Raw genomic sequence first — 19132 nt, forward strand, 5'->3', positions numbered from 1 at the left:
GCATCCTCCTCCCGGAAGGCTCGATCATGACCGTCGCCACCCCCACCCCTACCCTCACTTTCGACCGCAATATCCCGCGCGGACTCGTGCACCGCGAATCCATCGCCGAGGTGTTCCTCACCGACGCGCAACCGACGCCGGACGGTGCGATCTTCGCCGCCCAATTACCGCGCAACCATTCCTATTTCAGCGATCATCGCGGCACCGCGACCACCTATGACCCGCTGTTGCTGATCGAGGTGTTCCGGCAGGTCGCCATCTATTACGCGCATTCCTTCGTCGGGGTGGCGCGCTCGGAGAAATTCATCTTCGGGTCCGCCGACTTCACCATCGCCGACGCCGACACCCTGCGCATCGGCCAGTGCCCCGGGCACTGCGTCATCGAGGCGCGCGTGATCGCCGACAAACGACGCGACGACCAGATCATCGGCCTCACCCTGGAAATGGTCGCCGAGATCGAGGGCCACGAGGCGGCCCGGGAGATCATGGTCTACCAGTGGATGCCCGCGCCGGTGTGGAACCGGATCCGGGTGCGTGGGCGCGAATCGCTCGGCCTGCCGGCCGAGCCGAGTATTCCGGCCCAGCCGCCGGTCGCCCGGATGCGCCCGGGTTCGGTGGGCAGGCACAACCCGCGCAACGCCATCCTCGCCAACCCGGTGCTCACCGGGGAGGAACTGACCGCGCTCACCATCATCGACACCGATCATCCGTCGCTGTTCGACCACGCCCTCGACCATGTGCCCGGCATGCTGCAGTTCGAGGCGGCCCGGCAGGTGGCGATGGCGGCCGCCAACGCCATTCTCGGCCTGGACACCAGCCGGATGGTGATGCACCGGCTCGGCATCGAATTCACCAAATTCGGGGAATTCGAACGGGATACGATCGCCCGCGCCACCGTCACCGGTGACACCGACGGCGCCCGCGCCCGGGTGAGCCTCACCCAGGGCACCGATGTGATCGCCGCCGGTGACGTGGAACTGCGTTTCCGTCCCGCCGATATCAGGACGATGGTCCAGTGAGCGCCCCGTTCGTCTGGTTCGATTTCGGCGGCGTGCTCTCCCCACCGCTCGACGAGCTGTTCCAGCGCTACGAACAGGTGGCGGGCATCCCCGTCGACCTGTTCAAGCACGCGATCGCCGAGGTGGGCGCCCAGTACGGGCTGGCTCCGCTGGCCCCGATCGAACTGGCCCTGCTCGACGAACGCACCTGGGTGGCGAAGTTGCACGCGGTGCTCCGGGCCAAGGCACCCGAGCTCGACTTGTCGCGCAGTGAACCGGATTTCGGCAGACAGTGGTTCGCCGGGCACGAGGTGAACCACGCGGTCCGTAATTTCGCCATCGAGCTGGCGGGCGAAGGAGTCCGCGTCGGCGTACTGAGTAACAATGTCGTCGAATGGGAGCCGTACTGGCGCACCATGATCGACCTCGACGGCCACCTCAGCGCCCTGATCGATTCGTGCAAGGTCGGCTTCCGCAAACCCGACCCGGAGATCTTCACTCTCGCCGCGGAGACCGCCGGTGTGCTCCCGGGAGAATGTGTCCTTGTCGACGACCTGGCCGAAAACTGCGCGGCGGCAAGGGAAGCCGGGTGGACCGCCGTGCAGTACCGCGACGCCGACCAAGCCATCGCCGACGTGCGTAGGGCCATATACGAGGCCCGATGATGCGACGGCATCCGCAGCGCCCGGCTGAAAGCTGTGCACACAGGCACCTGGTAGCCACAAGCACGGCCCGCGATCCGATCCTGCGCACGAGCGCTGAAGGCTCGAGCGCCCCCGTCCAGTGGTCTGTTCAGCGCGATGGCGCATGGGGTGGGGCGGGGCCGGTCCGGTGGTTGTTCCGGTGGGATGGCGGCGCATGGGGTGGGGCCGACCCGGCTCGGCGGTCGGGCCGGGTCGGCGACCCGCGAGGTGTGGAAGGTGTTCGCCCCGGGTCGGCATGGCGTGGCAGCGGGTTCGTCCCGGCCGGTCTCGACCCGGTGGCCCGCTCACAAGGTGGACGCGAGGTAGCCGTCGGGGCGGATCACAGCCGAGGTCCACGGCTGGTCGGGTGCCACCTTGCCGGTGACGACCAGTGCGTCGTCGGGAGCGTCGGGGACGGGAGTGTGTTCGTCGGGACGGATCGCGACGAACCGGCCCGCGTGCAGCAGTTCCGCGAGAGTGCTCACCCGCCCGTTGTTTTCGGTGAGGACCAGGTCGTGCTGGAATCCGGGCTGGAATTGCCCGCTGATGAGTTCGGCGATCCCGTCGTGCACAGCGGGCACGGCGAGCATGGCCAGCACGGCGTCGCGGACCTGCGGGTTCGCGGGGTTCATCATCCGAGACTGCAGGACGGTGTTGCCGACGATCGCCGCGGCGTGCGCCACGCGTTCGCGGGAGTAGTCGGCGAGGACGGTGGGTCGCGCGCGTCCGGTGAGCACGCGGGCGAGCCGCCAGCCGAGGGCGAAGGCGTCCTGCATGCCGGAGTTGAGTCCTTGGCCGCCGAGCGGGTAGTGGCTGTGGGCGGCATCGCCCGCCAGCAGCAACCGCCCGTCCCACATGCTGGTGCGGTAACGGCCGTGGTCGCTGAACCGGGTGAGGTGGCTGATCCGGCTCAGCGCGGGCTCGGCACCGAGTACGTAGGCGAGGCGTTCCCGGTACTCCGCTTCGGTCGGTTCGGGGCGGTGCTCGAGGGGCCCGCTGAAATCCATCGCGATGATGCGAGCCTGGCCGCCCGGGTTCGGGTTGTGCATGGTCCAGCCGGTCGGCGTCGGGTTCCAGCCCGGCGGAATCTCGCCGGGCACATCCGAAACCGCGAGGCCGGCAATGGCATTCATCGTCGCCGGGTACACCTGGGCGGGGAAGTCCCCCGTGCGGGCGACAAGACTGCGTGCGCCGTCCGCTCCCACCACGTACTTCGCCCGAATCCGCATCCCGACGTCCCCGGCGCTGCCCTCGTGCACATCACGCCGCGCGTTGCTTTCGGTCGTGGTCTGGGCGGTGCCGCCCCGCGCGCTGTCCCCGGTCGCGGCACGGGTGCCGCCGACCCCGACACCTCCCGCGGTGGCGGCGTAGCCGATGTCCATCCCGGTACCATTTGCGGCCGCGCTCCTCTCCGCTGCGCTGCCGCCCGCGACTGCCGCACGTTCGCCGAGTTGTGCGTCGACCTGAGCCGTGACCCCATGGTCTCCGGCATCCAACCGGATAACGCTGTGCCCCCGCAGGATTCGGGCACCCAGCGACAGCGCCCGATCCTCGAACGCCGCCTCCAACCTGGCCTGCGGGATTCCCGCGATCGGTGCGGGCTCCACGCTCGGCGCGCTCAGCGTGAGCACCGGTTGCGCCGCGAACTGGAACCGGGTCCGGTGCACACCCACCGGATTGCGGGCGATGGCATCGGGCTGCACCGACGGAATGTACCCGCGCCGGGCCAGCAGCGACAGCGTGCGGGCGTGCACGGTCCCGGCGCGTGGACGCAGGTCGAGTTCGGTGCGCGACTCCACGACAACCACGTTCACCTGCTGCAAGGCCAGCTCCGCGGCGACGAGCATGCCCACCGGACCGCCGCCGACCACCAGGACATCGGTCTCGATCGCGTGCGGTCCGGTGCTCATCGGCTGCTCCTGGGGCGGGTAAGCCGCATCCGCGACTTCCGGTTGTACGAGAACTGTCGTAGCTACTAATATCATCGTACCTACCGATCGGGTAGTACCTAATTCGCGTATCGGAGCCCACCGAGGGAGATCCATGTCGACCGCAACCGAAACCCAAGCTCCACCCAGTCCCGCCACGCTGCCCGTCGTTCTCGCCGCGCAGTTCGTCACCCCGATGGCGATCGCGGGCACCGCCATCGCGCTACCGCTCATCTCCCGTGATCTCGGCTCGAATCCCACTGCGCTGCAATGGGTTGTCAACGGGTTCAATATCGCCTTCGCGCTCACCACCCTGTTGTGGGGTGCGGTCAGCGACCGGATCGGGCACCGCCGCACCTTCGGGATCGGTGCCGCGCTGGTGGTCGTCGGCAGTGTCGGCAGCGTCGTGGCGCCCGCGCTGATCGTGCTCGACCTGGCCCGCGTGATCGCGGGTGTCGGCGCGGCGGCCATCCTCACCGGATCCACCGCACTGCTGTCGAGCGCATACGAAGGCTCCCGCCGCACAAAGGCTTTCGCGATCTTCGGCACGGTCAACGGTCTCGGCCTCGCCCTCGGACCGACCATCTCCGGCCTGCTCATCGCGGTGGTGGACTGGCGCGGAGTGTTCGTGGTGCACGCGCTGATCCTCGCCGCCGCGGGCCTCGGCACGCGCCTGCTGCCCGCCGCCGAACCCAGCACCGCCGAGCACGGCCCGATCCTCGACCTCGGACTCCTGCGCAACCGCGAATTCCTGGCCATGTGCCTGGTTCCGGTGGCCGGATCGATCGGTTTCGTCACGCTGCTCACGTACCTGCCGTCGGCGCTGAGCGGCATCACCGACCTGTCGCCCGGTACGTCCGGGCTGCTGATGCTCGCGATGACCATTCCCGTATTCATCGCGCCCGTCGCGATCGGTCACCTGGTCACCCGGTTCCCCGCGCTCACCATCGGCCGCGTCGTCTACCTCAGCCTCGCGGCCCTGATTCTGGGCAATATCGGCGTACTCGCCCTCGACGAAGGCCGATCGGTGCTGTGGATCGTCGTGCCGATGGTGCTGCTCGGCCTCGGCTTCGGGCTGCCCATCGGTCTCGTCGACGGGCACGCGCTGTCGGTCGTTCCCCCCGAACGCGGTGGCACGGCGGCCGGCGTCCTGAACTTCTTCCGCATCGGGAGCGAGGCCGTGTTCGTCGCGGGCTACGCGATCGTGCTGTCCGCGGTGGTCGGCAGGCAGCTCAGCGGAGCCGCCGCGCACGACACCGCCGCAGGCCAGTTCGGTCACCCCGACGTCTATCGCACCGCGTTCACCACCACCGTCGGGGTGCTCATCGCCCTGCTCGTCGCTCTCACTCTCGCCATCATCGTGGTCCGCCGACAGGCGCGCCCGGAAGGAGTCACCTCATGACACACGCCATCGACGCCGTCCGGGTCGATCTCGACGGCATCGCGAACATCAGCCCACCCACCATGATCGAGCCGGTGGCCGAGCGCTCGCGCGGCGGGTTACCGCAGGTCGTGCTGCCCAGCGGCCACACCGCCGTCCACGTGACCAGCTATCGCGACGTGCACGCGGTGCTCACCGACCTCAGTTTCGCCCGCGCGGAGACCAACGTCGAGGACGGGCCGACCTTCCTGCCGACGATCATGCCGACGGAGATGCTGCTCAACCTCGATCACCCCGGGCACGGCAGGCTCAAGGGCTTCGTCGCCTCGGCCTACAGCGCCGCGACGATCGCCCGCCGCGCACCCGCGGTGCAGCGCGTCCTCGACGGAACGGTCGCGGATCTGCGGGCGCAGAACGCCGGCGGCACAGCCGATCTCGTGCAGACGCTGCTGGACCCGGTGACCATCGGCGTGAACGTGGACTACCTCGGTATCCCGACCGCCGACATCGCCTACTTCCGGCACCTCTCGCGGAAGATGCAGCTGGCCCACGACACCGACGTCCCCGCCTTGCTCGCCGAGTTCTGGACCCTTTACCACTACATCGAAGACCTGGTGGCCCGGCGCCGCGACCTCGAACCTGGCCTTATCCTCGACCTGCTCGACGCCCGCGACTCGGTCTCACCCCCGGTCACCGACGCCGAGTACGCGGCGATCCTGCTCGGCTCGATCGTCGGCGGCGATCAGAACATCCTGTCCGTCATCACCAAGATCGCCTACGTGGCCCTGGCCCGGCCCGAACTGTGGGACCACCTGGTGCGCAACCCCGACACCGTCCCCACGGCGATCGAGGAATTCCTGCGGCTGCTGCCGCTGGGGCGCATCTCCACCTTCCCCCGGGTCACCACCCGGGAGATCACGCTGTCACAGGGCGTGCTCCACCCCGGCGACATCGTGTACGCCGACGCCCACTCGGCCAACCGCGACCCCGACGTGTACCCGGACCCGTCGGTGCTAGACCTCGGCCGCGACGGGAAACGGCACCTGCAATTCGGCTACGGCATGCATCACTGCATGGGTGCGGCGCTGGCCCGGATGGAGATCATCGAGGTGATCCGGCGGCTCGTCACCGAGTTCCCCACCCTCCGACTGGCTGTACCGGAACACGAGATCGTCTGGGAGACAGGCGTTCTCGTGCACCGGCCGGTGACGCTGCCGGTCAGCTGGTAGCCGGGGCGGCCGGATGACGGTCCGCTGCGAGGATCGCGGCGAGCAGACCCGGAAACGCGGTTTCCATGTCGTCGCGCCGCAGCTTCGTCATCCGGCCGTTGCCCACGTCGCGCTGCCAGATCAGCCCGGCCTTGCGCAGCACCCGGAAATGGTGGGTGCGGGTAGACGGTGCCCAGGGCATCCCGAACACGCTGCAGAACTGTTCGGCGCCCTCGGGCTCGGCGTAGAGCTGGGCGATCACGCTGCGCCGGTTGTCGTCGGCGAGAGCGGCGAGCACGGTCGACAGGTCGAACTCCTCGATATCGGGATGACCATCCGCATCGGCCACGATGCGCTCCTTCCGCTCGAACCTACGACAACCATAGTACCTACCTAGCGCCCGCGACCCTCCATCAGCATCTGCGTGAAGAACTCGTACACCAGCGCCGACAGGTACGCCGACTGCTTGTTGTCGGCCGCGCCGCCGTGTCCGCCCTCGATGTTCTCGTAGTACCAGACGGTGCGGTCCTGGGATTCCAGCAGCGCGGCCATCTTTCGCGCGTGCCCGGGGTGGACCCGGTCGTCGCGGGTGGAGGTGGCGAGCAGGATCGGCGGATACTGCTTGTCGGGGTCGGTGTTCTGATACGGCGAGTACTCGCTGATGAACGCCCACTCCTCGGGCTTGTCCGGGTCGCCGTACTCCGCGATCCACGAGGCGCCGGCCAACAGCAGGTGATAGCGCTTCATGTCCAGCAGCGGCACCTGGCACACGATGGCACCGAACAGTTCCGGGTAGCGGGTGAGCATCACGCCCATCAGCAGACCGCCGTTGCTGCCGCCGATCGCGCCGAGCCGGTCGGCGGTGGTGACGCCACGGGTCACCAGATCGCGGGCTACCGCGGCGAAGTCCTCGAAGGCGCGGTGGCGGTGCTCTTTCAGTGCGGCCGTGTGCCATTCGGGACCGTACTCGCCGCCGCCACGGATATTGGCCAGCACGTAGGTGCCGCCCTTTCCGAGCCAGGCCATGCCTGCCGTGCCCAGATACAACGGGGTTCTGGAGACTTCGAAGCCGCCATAGCCGTTTATGATCGTCGGGCCGGGCGTTCCGCGACGGTCGCGGTGGCGGATCACGAAGTAGGGGACTTCGGTTCCGTCGTCGGAGGTGGCGAAGAACTGCTCGGTTTCGATGCCGTCGGCGTCGAAGTACGCGGGTGCCTGCTTCAGCAGCGCGGGAGTTTCGCCGACCGCGCTGTTCAGGAGGGTGGTCGGGGTGGTGAAACCGGTAGTGGTGAGCATGAACTCGTCGCCGCCTTCCAGCGGGTCGAGATTGCTCACGGAGGTGCTCGACATCGCGGGGGTGTCGGGAAGGTCCGCGCTCGCCCAGCCGTCGGGGCCGGGGGTGAGGACGCGCAGACCCGTCTGCACATCGCGCAGGGTGGTGAGGATCAGGTGGTTCTCGGTCCAGCCCCACGATTCCAGCGAGGTGTGTGGGTCCGGAGTGAACAGCACCTCGAAGTCTCTTCCGCCCGCGAGGAAGTCGTCGATATCGGTGACCAGCAGGCTGCCCGCCGGGAAGGTCGTGCCGGCGGGGGTCCACGCGGTCTTCAGGCGCACCAGCAGCCAGTCGCGGTACCAGTCGACATCGGCGTCGGTGGGTGTTTCGAGCAGGCGCCACTCGCCGTCGACGAGCAGGGAGACTTCGGTGTTGTAGAAGTCCGTCGATCGGTGCAAATAATGCCGTTCGTAACCGGGGTGGCGGTCGAATCCGGCGCCGATCGACACGTCACTCGGCTTGCCCTCGAATACCGTTTCGGCCTCGGACAATGCGGTGCCGCGCCGCCAGCGCTTCGCGATGCGCGGATAGCCCGAATCGGTGAGCGAGCCGGGCCCGAAATCGGTGCCGACGTAGAGGCTGTCGGCGTCGACCCAGCCGACCCGTGACTTGGCCTCGGGCAGGAAGAACCCGCCGTCCTCGGGAGCGATGAATTGCCGTGTGGTCATGTCGAATTCGCGTTCGACCGTGGCATCGGCGCCACCGCGCGACAAGTGGATGACGGCACGTTCCTGCGAAGGGCGAAGCACCACCGCGCCCGACCACACCCAGTTCTCACCATCGGCCGCGGCGAGCGCGTCGACATCGATCAGCACGTCCCACTCGGGATTCTCGCCGGCATACGACTCGAACGTCGTCCGCCGCCACAGCCCGCGCGGGTGCTCGGCGTCGCGCCAGAAGTTGTACAGCCACGGTCCGCGTCGCGCGGGATAGGCGATCTTGGTGTCGTCGTCGAGCATCGCGAGGATGCGCTGCTCGAGGTCGGCGAACCGTTCGGTGTTCGCGAATCTGTCCGCGACCACCTCGTTGCGGGCACGGGCCCAGTCCAGCGCCGGTTCGGCGGTTACGTCTTCGAGCCAGAGGTAGGGATCGGTCACATTCTGCTCAACGCCGCTCATCCCCACATTGTTGCCGACGTGACTCACCAATAGTGCGCGACGTCTATCACCACGCGTGACGGCCCTTCGAGGGTGAACACACGGAACGGCAGCCGGGCGCGTACGCCGAGCCCGAGAGTGGTCTGCCCCTCGAACGAACCGGCCCAGGCGGCCTGACGGAAGGTCTGGTAGCCGGTCACGTTCACCAGGTCGCTGCGGCTACCCGGCAGGTAGGTGCTCGCGCCCGCGTCGTCGTGTGCGGGTGCCAGCACCGTGACCTGCAGGAACGCGCCTCCGCGCAGCGGGACGCCGGCCCCGGAACCGTCCTGGGTGACGGTGCCGACGTATCCCGCCCGGTAGCCGGACACCGGCCCGGTGAGGTCGACGACCAGGCGGTCGTAGCAATCGTGACGGCCCGCGCGCACATCGCGCACGGCACCCGACGAGTAGTTCGGACTCGACTTGTCCAGCGATCCCCACACGAGACCGCAGTAGGAGGGGGTCGCCGCGGCCGGCAGTGTCGAGAGACCGACAGCCGCCGCGAGACAAGCGAGCAGGACGAGGAAGCGACGCATGTCGCACCGCCTTCGAGCAAAGGGACGAGTACCGATTAATCGGGCGAATCAGACATCGCGTTAGCGTCGGTCCGGTGCCGATAGCGTTGCGAAACGTAGGATCGCAGGTCACGGATAACGATGGGGAGGTGTGTCCATGCTCTGGGAGCAGCATTGCTGTCTGCCGTTGTTACCGACGGCGCGGGTCGCGGATCTGGCGCGCTACCCGCTCGGGTCGTATCTGTCGGTGAATGTCGGGTACTCGGGGGAGACCAAGGCCGACTCGCTCGCCCTGCTGCGGTTGTTCCGTGAGCAGGCCGCCGCCGACCCGCGGTTCCGGCTGGTCGATCGGGTGAGTGATATCGGTGCGCCCGAGGCGATTTCGCTGGCCTTCGATCTAGAGGACTCCGCACCGCTCGACGGCGACCTCGACAACGTCGCGGTGTTCTACGAACTCGGCGTGCGCTCCCTGCTGCCCACCTACAACCACGCCAACGCGGCAGGCTGCGGCTGCCTCGACACGGTCGACACCGGACTCACCGCGTACGGAAAAGACCTGGTGCGCAAGCTGAACGAGGTCGGCATGTTCGTCGACGGCTCGCACTGCTCCCGCCGCACCGGCCTCGATCTCGCCACCCACACCGCCGCCCCGATGATCTACAGCCACTCCAATTTCGCTGCCCTGTGGGCACATCCGCGAAATATCACCGACGATCAGGCTCGCGCCTGTGCCGCGACGGGCGGGGTGATCGGCATCAACGGTGTCGGCATCTTCCTCGGTGAGAACGCACCCGAAGCGCGAGCCGAGCGCCTCGCCGCCATGGCCGACCACATCCGCTACGGCGTAGACCTGGTCGGCATCGACCACATCGGCATCGGCTCCGACTACTCCTTCGACGGCGACCAGTTCAACGCCGAGATCCAGGACAACCCCGCCGCGTTCTCAGCGGACTACACCGCCTGGGGCCCCTTGCAGTGGACCCCACCCGAAGATCTCCTCGGCGAGACCCCTGGTATCCCGAGCCTCGACGACCACCTCGCCGACCGTGGCTTCACCCCCGTCGAACGCGCCGCCCTCTTCAGCGGCAACTTCACCCGCGTCGCCACCCAGGTCTGGCGCTGACCTGGACGGTCGAGCACCACGCTCCGGTGGCGGCATCGGCCGAGTACTGCACCCGAGCGTGGTGATCTTGGTCTTCAGGCGAGCTGGACGAGCATTTTGCCGGTGTTGGCGCCGGTGAGGACGCCGAGGAGGGCGGCGGGGGCTTGGTCGAGGCCCTCGTAGGTGGTTTCGGCGGTGTGGAGGGTGCCGTCGGCGAGCCAGGCGGCGGCCTTCGGGATGTACTCGGCGAAGAGTGGGAGGTAGCTGGTCACCAGCATGCCGCGCAGGGAGATTTCCTTGGTCGCGGCGAGGTAGAGGTCGGGGGTCGCTCGGTCGGTCGCGCCGTTGTAGCCGCTGATGGCGCCGACCAGGGCGATGCGGCCGTGCTGGTTGAGCACCTCGATCGCGACCTTCAGGTGTTCACCACCCACGCTGTCGAGGTACACGTCGATGCCGTCCGGTGCGGCTTCGGTGAGCTGTCCGGCGAGGTCACCGGCGCGGTAGTCGATCGCCGCGTCGAAACCGAACTCCTCGAGCACCTTTCGCGTCTTGACCGGGCCACCCGCGGAACCGATCACTCGTTTCGCACCGAGGGCCTTGGCGATCTGGCCCGCCACACTGCCGACCGCGCCCGCGGCCGCCGAGATGAACACCGTGTCGCCCGGCTCCACCTTCGCCACCTCGGTCAGGGCGGCGTAAGCAGTGAGGCCGGTGGTGCCGAGAGCACCCAGGAAGTGCTGTGGGGCAGCGAGTTCGGGGTCGATAGGGGTGGCCGATAGCGCATCGATGAGGGAGTGTTCGCGCCATCCGGCGAAGTGCGTGACCGTGGTGCCGACCGCGATATCCGGAGATGTCGAAGCGATCACCTCACCGATCGCCGAACCTTCCAGTGCCGCACCGATTTCGAACGGCGCGATGTAGGACGGCTTGTCGTCCATCCGGCCGCGCATGTACGGGTCGACCGACATCCAGGTGTTGCGCACCAGGATCTGACCGTCGGCGAGTTCGGGCAGCTCCCGCTCCACGAGAGCGAAATCGGTGGCGACCGGGGCACCGTTCGGGCGGGCGGCGAGGTGGATTTCGCGGGTATGCGTCGGAATGGTCATAATCTTGCCTTCTTTCGAGGTCAGCCGGTGTTTTCTGACCGGTGCAGACCACGTTATGGCGGTCCGATCGTCGTTCCCAGGTCCGCACACGCCACCACCCGGTCCTGACGCGCCAGAGCGAACGGGCAGCGTGCCGTGAGTCGTCGGACCTGGGGAGCGAGAGGATTTCGCACCGATGATTTCCATACGCGGGGCGCGTCTATATCGATGACAACCGTTTCGGAGGAGGCGCGAAGATGGGCAAAGTATTCACGCATATGACGATGTCGCTGGACGGATTCGTCGCGGAACCCGACGACGGGATCGGCGAACTGTTCGAGTGGTACGAGGGCGGCGAGGTGACCGTGTCGAGCGCGAGCAGCGAGCGGTCGCTGCAGGTCGACGAGGCGGGCGCACAGGTGCTGCGCGAGTGGATCGACAACACGGGCGCGCTCATCGCGGGCCGTCATCTGTTCGACATGACCAACGGTTGGGGCGACAAGCACCCGGTGGGCGCCCCCGTTGTCGTCGTCACCCATCACGCCCCCGACGACGCCGCACAACGTTGGCCGAACACCACATTCGTCGGCGACGTGGCCTCCGCCGTCACCGAGGCCAAAAGGATCGCAGGAGACAAGAACGTCACCATCGCCAGCTCGAAAATCATCCAGCAGGCCCTCGACCTCGGCCTGGTCGACGAGATCTGCGTCAGCCTTGTCCCGGTACTGTTCGGTGAAGGCGTCTCCTACTTCGGAAAATTGGCGAAAGGCCATCTGCTGCTGGACGATCCGATCGTCGTTCCGGGTCGCCGCGCCACCCACCTGACCTACAGGGTGCGACGCTGAAACGCCCGGTCCTGGCAGGACCGGGCGATCGGAATCAGTCGGCGACGGGCACGAATTCGGCAGTGCGCTTTCGTGCCGCGAATTTCTCGTACAGGTAGAAGTATCCCTTCACATACTGTCCGACGAGAACGGCGTTGATAATCGTCCCTTCGCGAATGAAATGCGGAGCGCCGAGGAACACCAGGCCGATGCCCGCCGACAGGGCGAGCAGGGTGCAGTCGAAGACCGTCTTGATATTGCCCCATTTCCGGCCGGTCATCTGCTGGATGGTGTTCACGAACAGATCGATCGGCATCAGGATCAGATTCGCGCGGATCATCAGGAACAGGCCGAGCGCCAACATCGCATCGGCGAAGACCAGCAGGACCAGGTTGGCCGTGTACGGCTCGAGGTGGATCCATTCGGTGAGCCACAGGTTGAGATCGAGGAGCAGGGCCAGGACCAGCGCCGGGATCATCGAGAGCAGATAGCTCGCCTTGAAAGCCTTCGGGCGCACCAGGAAGGTCAGCACGAGCATGATGACTTCGAGGATGAGGTTGTAGTTGCCCTGACTCAACGGCGTGAAGACCAGCGTCATCGTGCGGGTGAGGCTGCTCTGCGGGGAAATGCCGATCGCCGCCCTGATGGCCAGGCTGAGTCCGAGGGTGAGGATGTATATCCCGGCCACGTAGGTGATCCAGCGGCGCACCTTGTTCCCGTTGTCGATGACTGCCGCGTCTTTGTCGTGTTGCATAACGGTGGATCCCTTGCTCTGCGGTAGCCGAGGCTATTTCATGAAGCCGAAGCGGTCGAGCGAAATGAACAGCGTCAGCAGTTTGTTGACCACCGGTTCACCTTCGTTCTTGTTGCCGAGAACGGCGAGGGCGTTGTCGATCGCGCGGGTGGCTTCGACGAGTTCGGCGAGATCCATATCGGCCATCACGCCGTAGAAGTCGAGCGGCAGAACGGCTTTCACCGCACCGCCCTCGGTGACGACGCAGCCACCGACGAGACCGTCCAGGTGCTGGAGGCTGCCGCACATCTCGGCGCTGTCGGCACCGACGACTACGAAATAGGCCTTCGGTGCGGGCCAGAACGTAGCGACCGCGCCGCCATCGATCGAGACGCCTTTGAACAATCCGTTCACGATGTGCCGTTCCCCGTCGGCGTAGCGCTGCACGAGCGAGATCCGGTTGAGCCGCACACCCTCGTGCTCGGGCACGATCGAACCGTCGCGCACAGGAACCCAGACTTCCTGGGCGAACTTGAGGTGCCCGCGCCCGTAGACGTCGAAGAGCAGGACTTTCGCCCGCGTGCCGTCGTCGGAGACCTCGAGCGGTGTGAGGTCGAGCTGCTCGGGACGCAGGTCGTCGAGACCGGGGCGCGGCTGCTTGGCGAGCACCGAATAGTCGATGCGGACCGGCTCGAGCAGCCTGCGGTCCTTCGCCATCAACCTGCCGCCCTTGAAGACATAGCGCGGATTGATGCGCGAAAGGCTGTCGGTGAGCACGATGTCGGCGAACCGTCCCGGACTCAGCGAACCGAGATCACGATCCTTGTGGAAGGAACGCGCGGCGTACAGGGTGCCCATCTTGATCGCCTGAATCGGTGGCATCCCCATCTCGACGGCCAGCGAGATCACCCAGTCGATATGGCCCTGCCGCAACACCCGGTCCACCGAGATATTGTCGGCGCAGAGCTGGAAATTCTCGGCGGGCCAGCGACGTTTGACGATGGCGCGCAACATCGTTCGAATCACCTCCGGACTGCCGACCCCGAATTTGATCTGGGTGTTCAGGCCGTAGCGGATGCTCTTCTCGATATCGTCTTCGTTCCACACATCGTGGTTGTTGTCGACGCCGATCGCGGGCATGTAATTCAGCAGGGTGTCCGACAGTGCCGTCACGCCCCAGTGGCAGTTCACGAATCCCGCGTTCGCCCGGCCGAGCGCGGACTTGCGGAAGTCCTCGGCATTGCCGGTCATATACGACAGGTGGGCGAGTTCACCCAGGCCGATGACCGGATCCATCTCCAGCATCGCCTCGGTGACTTCCGCCGGGGACTTCTTCCCCGGTGCGAACGCGTAGAGCCGGTACGGCAGCTTGTCGTAGTCGGCGAACAGCGCCCGCACCGCGTCGACGGCCTCCTTGCCCGCCGCACTGGCGAAGTCGAGCGTCTCCCCGAACACCGTCGTGGTTCCGCTCGGCACGATCGCCTCGCCGAACGCCGCCGGATGTGCGAGCTGGGATTCGAAGTGCAGATGCACATCGATCAGGCCGGGTATCGCGTAAAGCCCACCACCGTCGAAGGATTCGCGGTACCGAATGGTGTCGTCGGGATTCAGCGCGATGATGCGTTCGCCGTGCACCAGAAGGGAACCGGGATAAACGGTTTCGCTGTGTACGTCGAGTATGTACAGATTGTGGAGCAGCAGGTCGGCTTCCCGCCTGCCCTCCAGGATGTCGAAAATGGCCCGGACATGGTTTTCCTGATCGGCGACCGCGGCGGATCCGGCGAAGGAGTCGGTTGTCGAATTCGATTGGGGCATCAGCGTCCTCATCTCGATATGTGTGCCTGTATTGATTGGACGCGACCGGCACTGTTGCCCACAAGCATTCGTTTTCGCACGAGGTGTACTCAATTCTCGTACACTCCGCCGAGGAGGTGCGTGATGCTCCATTCACGATTGCTGCACTACATCGACGAGGTGGCTCGGCTCGGGTCGATTCGTGCGGCAGGCGCCCGGCTGCACGTCGCGCCCTCGGCGATCAACCGGCAGATCCTGCTGCTCGAGGCGGAGCTGGAACAGCCGCTGTTCGAACGGTTGCCTCGCGGTATGCGGCTCACCCCGGCCGGCGAGGCGCTGGTCGCCCATATCAGGCAGACGCTGCGCCAATACCGGGAAACGGTCACCGATATCCGGGACCTGCGCGCCCTCGGCAGCGGCGAGGTGGTCATCGCCACCATGACCGGCCTGGCCAGCAGTGTCGTCGCCACCGCCGCTGCCAGCTTCCGGGCTCGTCATCCGCAGATCCGGATCTCGATCCGCACCATGTCGACCCTCGACATCGTCGGGGCCATCGAGAACAGCGAGGCCGACCTCGGCCTCGGCTTCAATATCCCGGCCTCGGCCCAGCTGGAAGTCTGCTGGCAGATGAACACCCGGCTGGGAGTTGTCGTCTCACCGCATCATCCGCTCGCACCGATGGACACCGTTCCGCTCGCCCAGTGCACGCCGTTTCCGTTGATCTTCGCCGACCGGTCCATGGTGATCCACGGCATCGTCGCCGAAGCTTTCACCAACGCGGGACTCGATATCCAGCCGGCCTTCCACACCAATTCCATCGAAACGATGAAGCGGCTCGCCATGTCCGGAGACGCCATCGCCTTCCTGAGTGAATTCGACATCGCCGAGGAACTCCGCGACGGCCGGCTGCTCTTTCGTCAGGTTCGAGACGCGTTCAGCCTCAACATCATCTCCCTCGTGCGCCGGGAGAAACACGCGCACGGCCTGGCCGGCTTTCTGCTCGCCGACGAGATCGGGAAGACCTTGCGGCCAGGGGCGTCAGCGCGCGAGGGTGGGCGGGGTTCCGGTCCAGCGGTGGAAGGCCTTGCGGAGGGCGCGGTCGTCGGTGAAGGCCAAGTGGCGGGCGATGGTTGAGGTGGTGAGGCCCTGGGAGAGCAGGGTTTTCGCGCGCTCGTAGCGGAGGCGGTCCAGTTCCTCGCGCCAAGTGGTGCCATGGTCGGCGAGGTGGCGTTGCAGGGAGCGTTCGCTCATGGCCAGGGCCTTCGCGACGCGGGCGAGGGTGGGGTCGGCGGCGTCGAGGGCGGACGCGAGGGCGATGCGGAACGCGTCGAGGGGGTCGGCGACGGTGCGTGCGGACGCGAGGACGAGGTCGGCGTGGCTGCGCATCAGGTCGGCGAGCATCGGGTCGGCGCGGGGGAGTGGAGCGTTGGCATCGTCGGCGCGGAACGTGATCGAGTCGGCGTCGGCACCGAATTCGATGTTGCCCGTGCCGAATACGTCGATCAGGGAGCGGTGGTCGGCCGGTGCGAGATGACCGAAGGTCACCTTCGCCGGGACCAGCACTCGGCCGGTCGCCTCGCGGGCGCGGCGCAGGTAGTACGCCAGCACGTATTCGTTGACCGTCGACGCGACCATCGGGTCGTTGGCCGACGTGCGATAGCCGATGGTGAGATCGGCCTCGCCGGACAGGTCGAAACCTTCGGCAGCGGCGGTGACCAGACGGTGGTACGGCTGGGCGGCGCGCAACGAATCCGCCAGTGTCGCGCCGGTTGTCACCAGGTAGTCCCAGGTGTTCAAGGTGCCCAGCGGTGCGGCCTCGGCCACCGCGGCGCCCGCGCCGGGCCGCGCGATCAACTCCCACAGCCGAAGCAGCGAACTCATCGGCAGCCGGTTCAGCTCACCACGCAGCACCACGTCGTCGGTGCCGGGTACGCGCGCCAGCTGTTCCTCGGCCACCCCGAACCGTCGCGCCGACTGAACCAGCAGGCGCACCAGGTGGACCGAAACGGTGCCGTCGACCCGGCTGCCGATTTCCGCTCGGCCCCCTGATCCCGCGCCGCTCATCCCGCCGACAGTACCGTCCGGTCCGCCTCGAACGAGGTCGGGCGAGCGCATCTCACCGAAGTGGGGGACGGGTGGGTGAACTCCCCGAAACAGAGTTAGGCTCGGTGACGTGACTTCCCACTACGATGTCGTCGTTCTCGGCGCTGGTCCCGGCGGATATGTCGCCGCGATCCGTGCCGCTCAACTCGGCCTGCGAACAGCGATTGTCGAGCAGAAATACTGGGGTGGCGTGTGCCTGAACGTGGGCTGCATCCCGTCCAAGGCACTGCTGCGCAACGCCGAACTGGCCCACATTTTCCACAAGGAAGCCAAGACCTTCGGCATCTCCGGTGAGGTCAGCTTCGACTTCGGCGCCGCCTTCGACCGCAGCCGCAAGGTGGCCGACGGTCGCGTCAAGGGCGTGCACTTCCTGATGAAGAAGAACAAGATCGACGAGTTCGACGGTCTCGGCACCTTCACCGGCCCGAACTCGCTCGACGTCGCCCTCACCAAGGGTGGCAACGAGTCGATCAGCTTCGACAACGTCATCATCGCCACCGGCACCACGACCAAGCTGCTGCCCGGCACCCAGCTGTCGGAGAACGTGGTCACCTACGAGGAGCAGATTCTCACCCGCGACCTGCCGGGTTCGATCCTCATCGTCGGCGCGGGCGCCATCGGCATGGAGTTCGCCTACGTCCTGAAGAACTACGGCGTCGACGTGCGGATCGTCGAATTCCTCGACCGGGCCCTGCCCAACGAGGACGTCGATGTGTCCAAGGAGATCACCAAGCAGTACAAGAAGCTCGGCATCACCATCACCACCGGTGCGGCCGTGCAGTCGATCGACGACGACGGCTCCAAGGTCACCGTCCAGATCAAGGACAACAAGTCCGGCAACGTCGAGACCGTCACCGTCGACAAGGTGCTGCAGGCCGTCGGCTTCGCGCCGCGTGTGGAGGGCTACGGCCTCGAGACCACCGGCGTGCAGCTCACCGACCGCGGCGCCATCGCGATCGACGACTACATGCGCACCAACGTGCCGCACATCTACGCCATCGGTGACGTCACCGCCAAGCTGCAGCTGGCCCACGTGGCCGAGGCACAGGGCGTGGTCGCGGCGGAGACCATCGGCGGCGCCGAGACCATGGCGCTCGGCGACTACCGGATGATGCCGCGCGCCACCTTCTGCCAGCCGCAGGTCGCCAGCTTCGGCCTCACCGAGCAGCAGGCCCGCGACGAAGGCTACGACGTGAAGGTGGCGACCTTCCCGTTCACCGCCAACGGCAAGGCCCACGGCCTGGCCGACCCGACCGGCTTCGTGAAGCTGATCGCCGACAACACGCACGGCGAACTCATCGGTGGCCACCTCATCGGCCCCGACGTGTCCGAGCTGCTGCCGGAGCTCACACTGGCCCAGAAGTGGGACCTCACGGTCAACGAGCTGGCTCGCAACGTGCACACCCACCCCACGCTCAGCGAGGCATTGCAGGAAGCGATCCACGGCCTCGCCGGCCACATGATCAACTTCTGATCAGCAGATCCCGAGGGGCGGTTCGCGAAGCGGCCGCCCCTCGCTCATGCCCGGAACTACCGGGTTTCTATTTCTTTTCGGCCGAATCGCGGAGATTGATTTGGTGAATCCACTTTTGTGGTCGATGATGCGTTAGCACCTCTGGTGGTTGTTCCAAGCTCGTGTTCGACATGTTCGTGTTCCATGAGATGGTCCCCTCGCCCGGTCGACTCGCGGGTGGCGGGCACGGTTGAGAGGCAACTGAGAACCCATGAGCAAGCGCATTCTCGGATGGATGGCACGTGTGGCGGCTCTTGTCGCGGCGGCTGGATCGGTTGCCGTGGCTCCCGCAGCGGCGGAACCTCTTTTCCCTGGTGGACCCGATATTCCGGGTGTCCCCTCCGTGATTCCGACGGCGTCACCCTGCCCGGTGGTCGAGGCAAGGGCGTGCATGCGGCTGTCGACGAACGAGGCATGGCTGGTCGACAACGGACGGGTGGTCTTCGGACCGACACCGATCTCGCACGGAATGGCGGGATTCGAAACTCCGCCCGCGGTGACCCGCATTTCCTTCAAGCGGGAATTCCACTGGAGCACCATGCACGACGCACCGATGCGATGGGCGACATTCTTCAACGGTGACATGGCATTCCACGTCGGCCCGGTCACCTCGAAGTCACACGGTTGTGTTCGCATGACCGAAGACGGCGCCCACCGATTCTTCGACTACTTGAACCCCGGCGACATCACCCAGGTAATCCCGTAGCCGCCTCTCCGTGACTTCAGGCCAGACTCGGGTACGTGGGGACTGCGGACGCGGCAAGCTTTTGGATGTGGTCGCGTCCGCCCGTCCCCG

The 19132-nt window shown here is 66.6% G+C and carries 17 protein-coding genes; 9 read left to right on the forward strand and 8 right to left on the reverse strand.

The features are described 5' to 3' along the window. Positions 1-26: 26 nt before the first annotated feature. Positions 27-1019: an AfsA-related hotdog domain-containing protein gene (locus tag LDL21_RS00825; RefSeq protein ID WP_225278411.1), complete on the forward strand. Its 993-nt coding sequence runs from the start codon at positions 27-29 to the stop codon at positions 1017-1019. After that, on the forward strand, positions 1016-1663 hold the full coding sequence (locus LDL21_RS00830; protein ID WP_225278412.1) for an HAD family hydrolase: 648 nt from the start codon (positions 1016-1018) through the stop codon (positions 1661-1663). The genes LDL21_RS00825 and LDL21_RS00830 overlap by 4 nt, the downstream gene beginning before the upstream one ends. 323 nt (positions 1664-1986) lie before the next feature. Here the strand turns inward: LDL21_RS00830 and LDL21_RS00835 are convergent, their stop codons facing one another. Then, positions 1987-3591 carry an FAD-dependent monooxygenase gene (locus LDL21_RS00835; protein ID WP_225278413.1) on the reverse strand — a complete coding sequence of 535 codons (1605 nt, stop codon included), beginning with the start codon at positions 3589-3591 and terminating at the stop codon, positions 1987-1989. A 133-nt stretch (positions 3592-3724) separates the two neighbouring features. Here LDL21_RS00835 and LDL21_RS00840 point away from each other — a divergent pair, with 133 nt between their 5' ends. Together LDL21_RS00840 and LDL21_RS00845 are read left to right on the forward strand one after the other, a co-directional pair. Further along, entirely contained in the window at positions 3725-5011 is a 1287-nt protein-coding gene (locus tag LDL21_RS00840) for an MFS transporter (RefSeq protein ID WP_225278414.1), read from the forward strand. Further along, a complete protein-coding gene (locus tag LDL21_RS00845; RefSeq protein ID WP_225278415.1) occupies positions 5008-6219 on the forward strand; it encodes a cytochrome P450 in 1212 nt (403 codons plus the stop codon). Before LDL21_RS00840 ends, LDL21_RS00845 begins: the two co-directional genes overlap by 4 nt. Here the strand turns inward: LDL21_RS00845 and LDL21_RS00850 are convergent. Genes LDL21_RS00850 through LDL21_RS00860 form a run of 3 tightly spaced genes read right to left on the reverse strand, consistent with a single transcriptional unit; the run spans position 6209 to position 9203 of the window. Beyond that, entirely contained in the window at positions 6209-6547 is a 339-nt protein-coding gene (locus tag LDL21_RS00850; protein ID WP_225278416.1) for an ArsR/SmtB family transcription factor, read from the reverse strand. The genes LDL21_RS00845 and LDL21_RS00850 overlap by 11 nt on opposite strands. Positions 6548-6591: 44 nt before the next feature. Next, complete coding sequence (locus tag LDL21_RS00855) at positions 6592-8649, reverse strand: prolyl oligopeptidase family serine peptidase (protein WP_225278417.1); 2058 nt, start codon at positions 8647-8649, stop codon at positions 6592-6594. A 23-nt stretch (positions 8650-8672) separates the two neighbouring features. Continuing rightward, complete coding sequence (locus LDL21_RS00860) at positions 8673-9203, reverse strand: AMIN-like domain-containing (lipo)protein (RefSeq protein WP_225278418.1); 531 nt, start codon at positions 9201-9203, stop codon at positions 8673-8675. Between the two features lie 136 nt (positions 9204-9339). Here LDL21_RS00860 and LDL21_RS00865 point away from each other — a divergent pair, with 136 nt between their 5' ends. Beyond that, the gene (locus LDL21_RS00865) at positions 9340-10305 is read left to right on the forward strand and encodes a dipeptidase (protein ID WP_225278419.1); all 966 of its coding nucleotides are present in this window, start codon (positions 9340-9342) and stop codon (positions 10303-10305) included. Positions 10306-10379: 74 nt separating this feature from the next. Here the strand turns inward: LDL21_RS00865 and LDL21_RS00870 are convergent, their stop codons facing one another. Next, positions 10380-11390, reverse strand: a complete 1011-nt coding sequence (locus tag LDL21_RS00870) for an NADP-dependent oxidoreductase (protein ID WP_225278420.1) — start codon at positions 11388-11390, stop codon at positions 10380-10382. 236 nt (positions 11391-11626) lie between these two features. Here LDL21_RS00870 and LDL21_RS00875 point away from each other — a divergent pair, with 236 nt between their 5' ends. Further along, positions 11627-12214: a dihydrofolate reductase family protein gene (locus LDL21_RS00875; RefSeq protein ID WP_225278421.1), complete on the forward strand. Its 588-nt coding sequence runs from the start codon at positions 11627-11629 to the stop codon at positions 12212-12214. Between the two features lie 34 nt (positions 12215-12248). Here LDL21_RS00875 and LDL21_RS00880 read toward each other — a convergent pair whose 3' ends face one another. Together LDL21_RS00880 and LDL21_RS00885 are read right to left on the reverse strand one after the other, a co-directional pair. Then, the gene (locus tag LDL21_RS00880) at positions 12249-12947 is read right to left on the reverse strand and encodes a YczE/YyaS/YitT family protein (RefSeq protein WP_225278422.1); all 699 of its coding nucleotides are present in this window, start codon (positions 12945-12947) and stop codon (positions 12249-12251) included. Between the two features lie 33 nt (positions 12948-12980). Beyond that, positions 12981-14741, reverse strand: coding sequence for an adenine deaminase C-terminal domain-containing protein (locus LDL21_RS00885; RefSeq protein WP_225278423.1), 1761 nt, complete (start codon positions 14739-14741; stop codon positions 12981-12983). A gap of 123 nt (positions 14742-14864) precedes the next feature. Here LDL21_RS00885 and LDL21_RS00890 point away from each other — a divergent pair, with 123 nt between their 5' ends. Continuing rightward, complete coding sequence (locus LDL21_RS00890) at positions 14865-15854, forward strand: LysR family transcriptional regulator (RefSeq protein WP_225278424.1); 990 nt, start codon at positions 14865-14867, stop codon at positions 15852-15854. Here LDL21_RS00890 and LDL21_RS00895 read toward each other — a convergent pair. Then, positions 15759-16784, reverse strand: coding sequence for an AraC family transcriptional regulator (locus LDL21_RS00895; protein ID WP_225278425.1), 1026 nt, complete (start codon positions 16782-16784; stop codon positions 15759-15761). The genes LDL21_RS00890 and LDL21_RS00895 overlap by 96 nt on opposite strands. A 109-nt stretch (positions 16785-16893) precedes the next feature. Here LDL21_RS00895 and lpdA point away from each other — a divergent pair, with 109 nt between their 5' ends. Then, positions 16894-18297 (forward strand): dihydrolipoyl dehydrogenase, encoded by a 1404-nt coding sequence (gene lpdA, locus LDL21_RS00900; RefSeq protein WP_225278426.1) that lies wholly within the window; start codon positions 16894-16896, stop codon positions 18295-18297. Between the two features lie 430 nt (positions 18298-18727). Further along, the gene (locus tag LDL21_RS00905; RefSeq protein ID WP_225278427.1) at positions 18728-19042 is read left to right on the forward strand and encodes a L,D-transpeptidase; all 315 of its coding nucleotides are present in this window, start codon (positions 18728-18730) and stop codon (positions 19040-19042) included. Positions 19043-19132: the final 90 nt, after the last annotated feature.

The organism is Nocardia rosealba (assembly GCF_020216065.1).
GTDB lineage: Bacteria > Actinomycetota > Actinomycetes > Mycobacteriales > Mycobacteriaceae > Nocardia > Nocardia rosealba.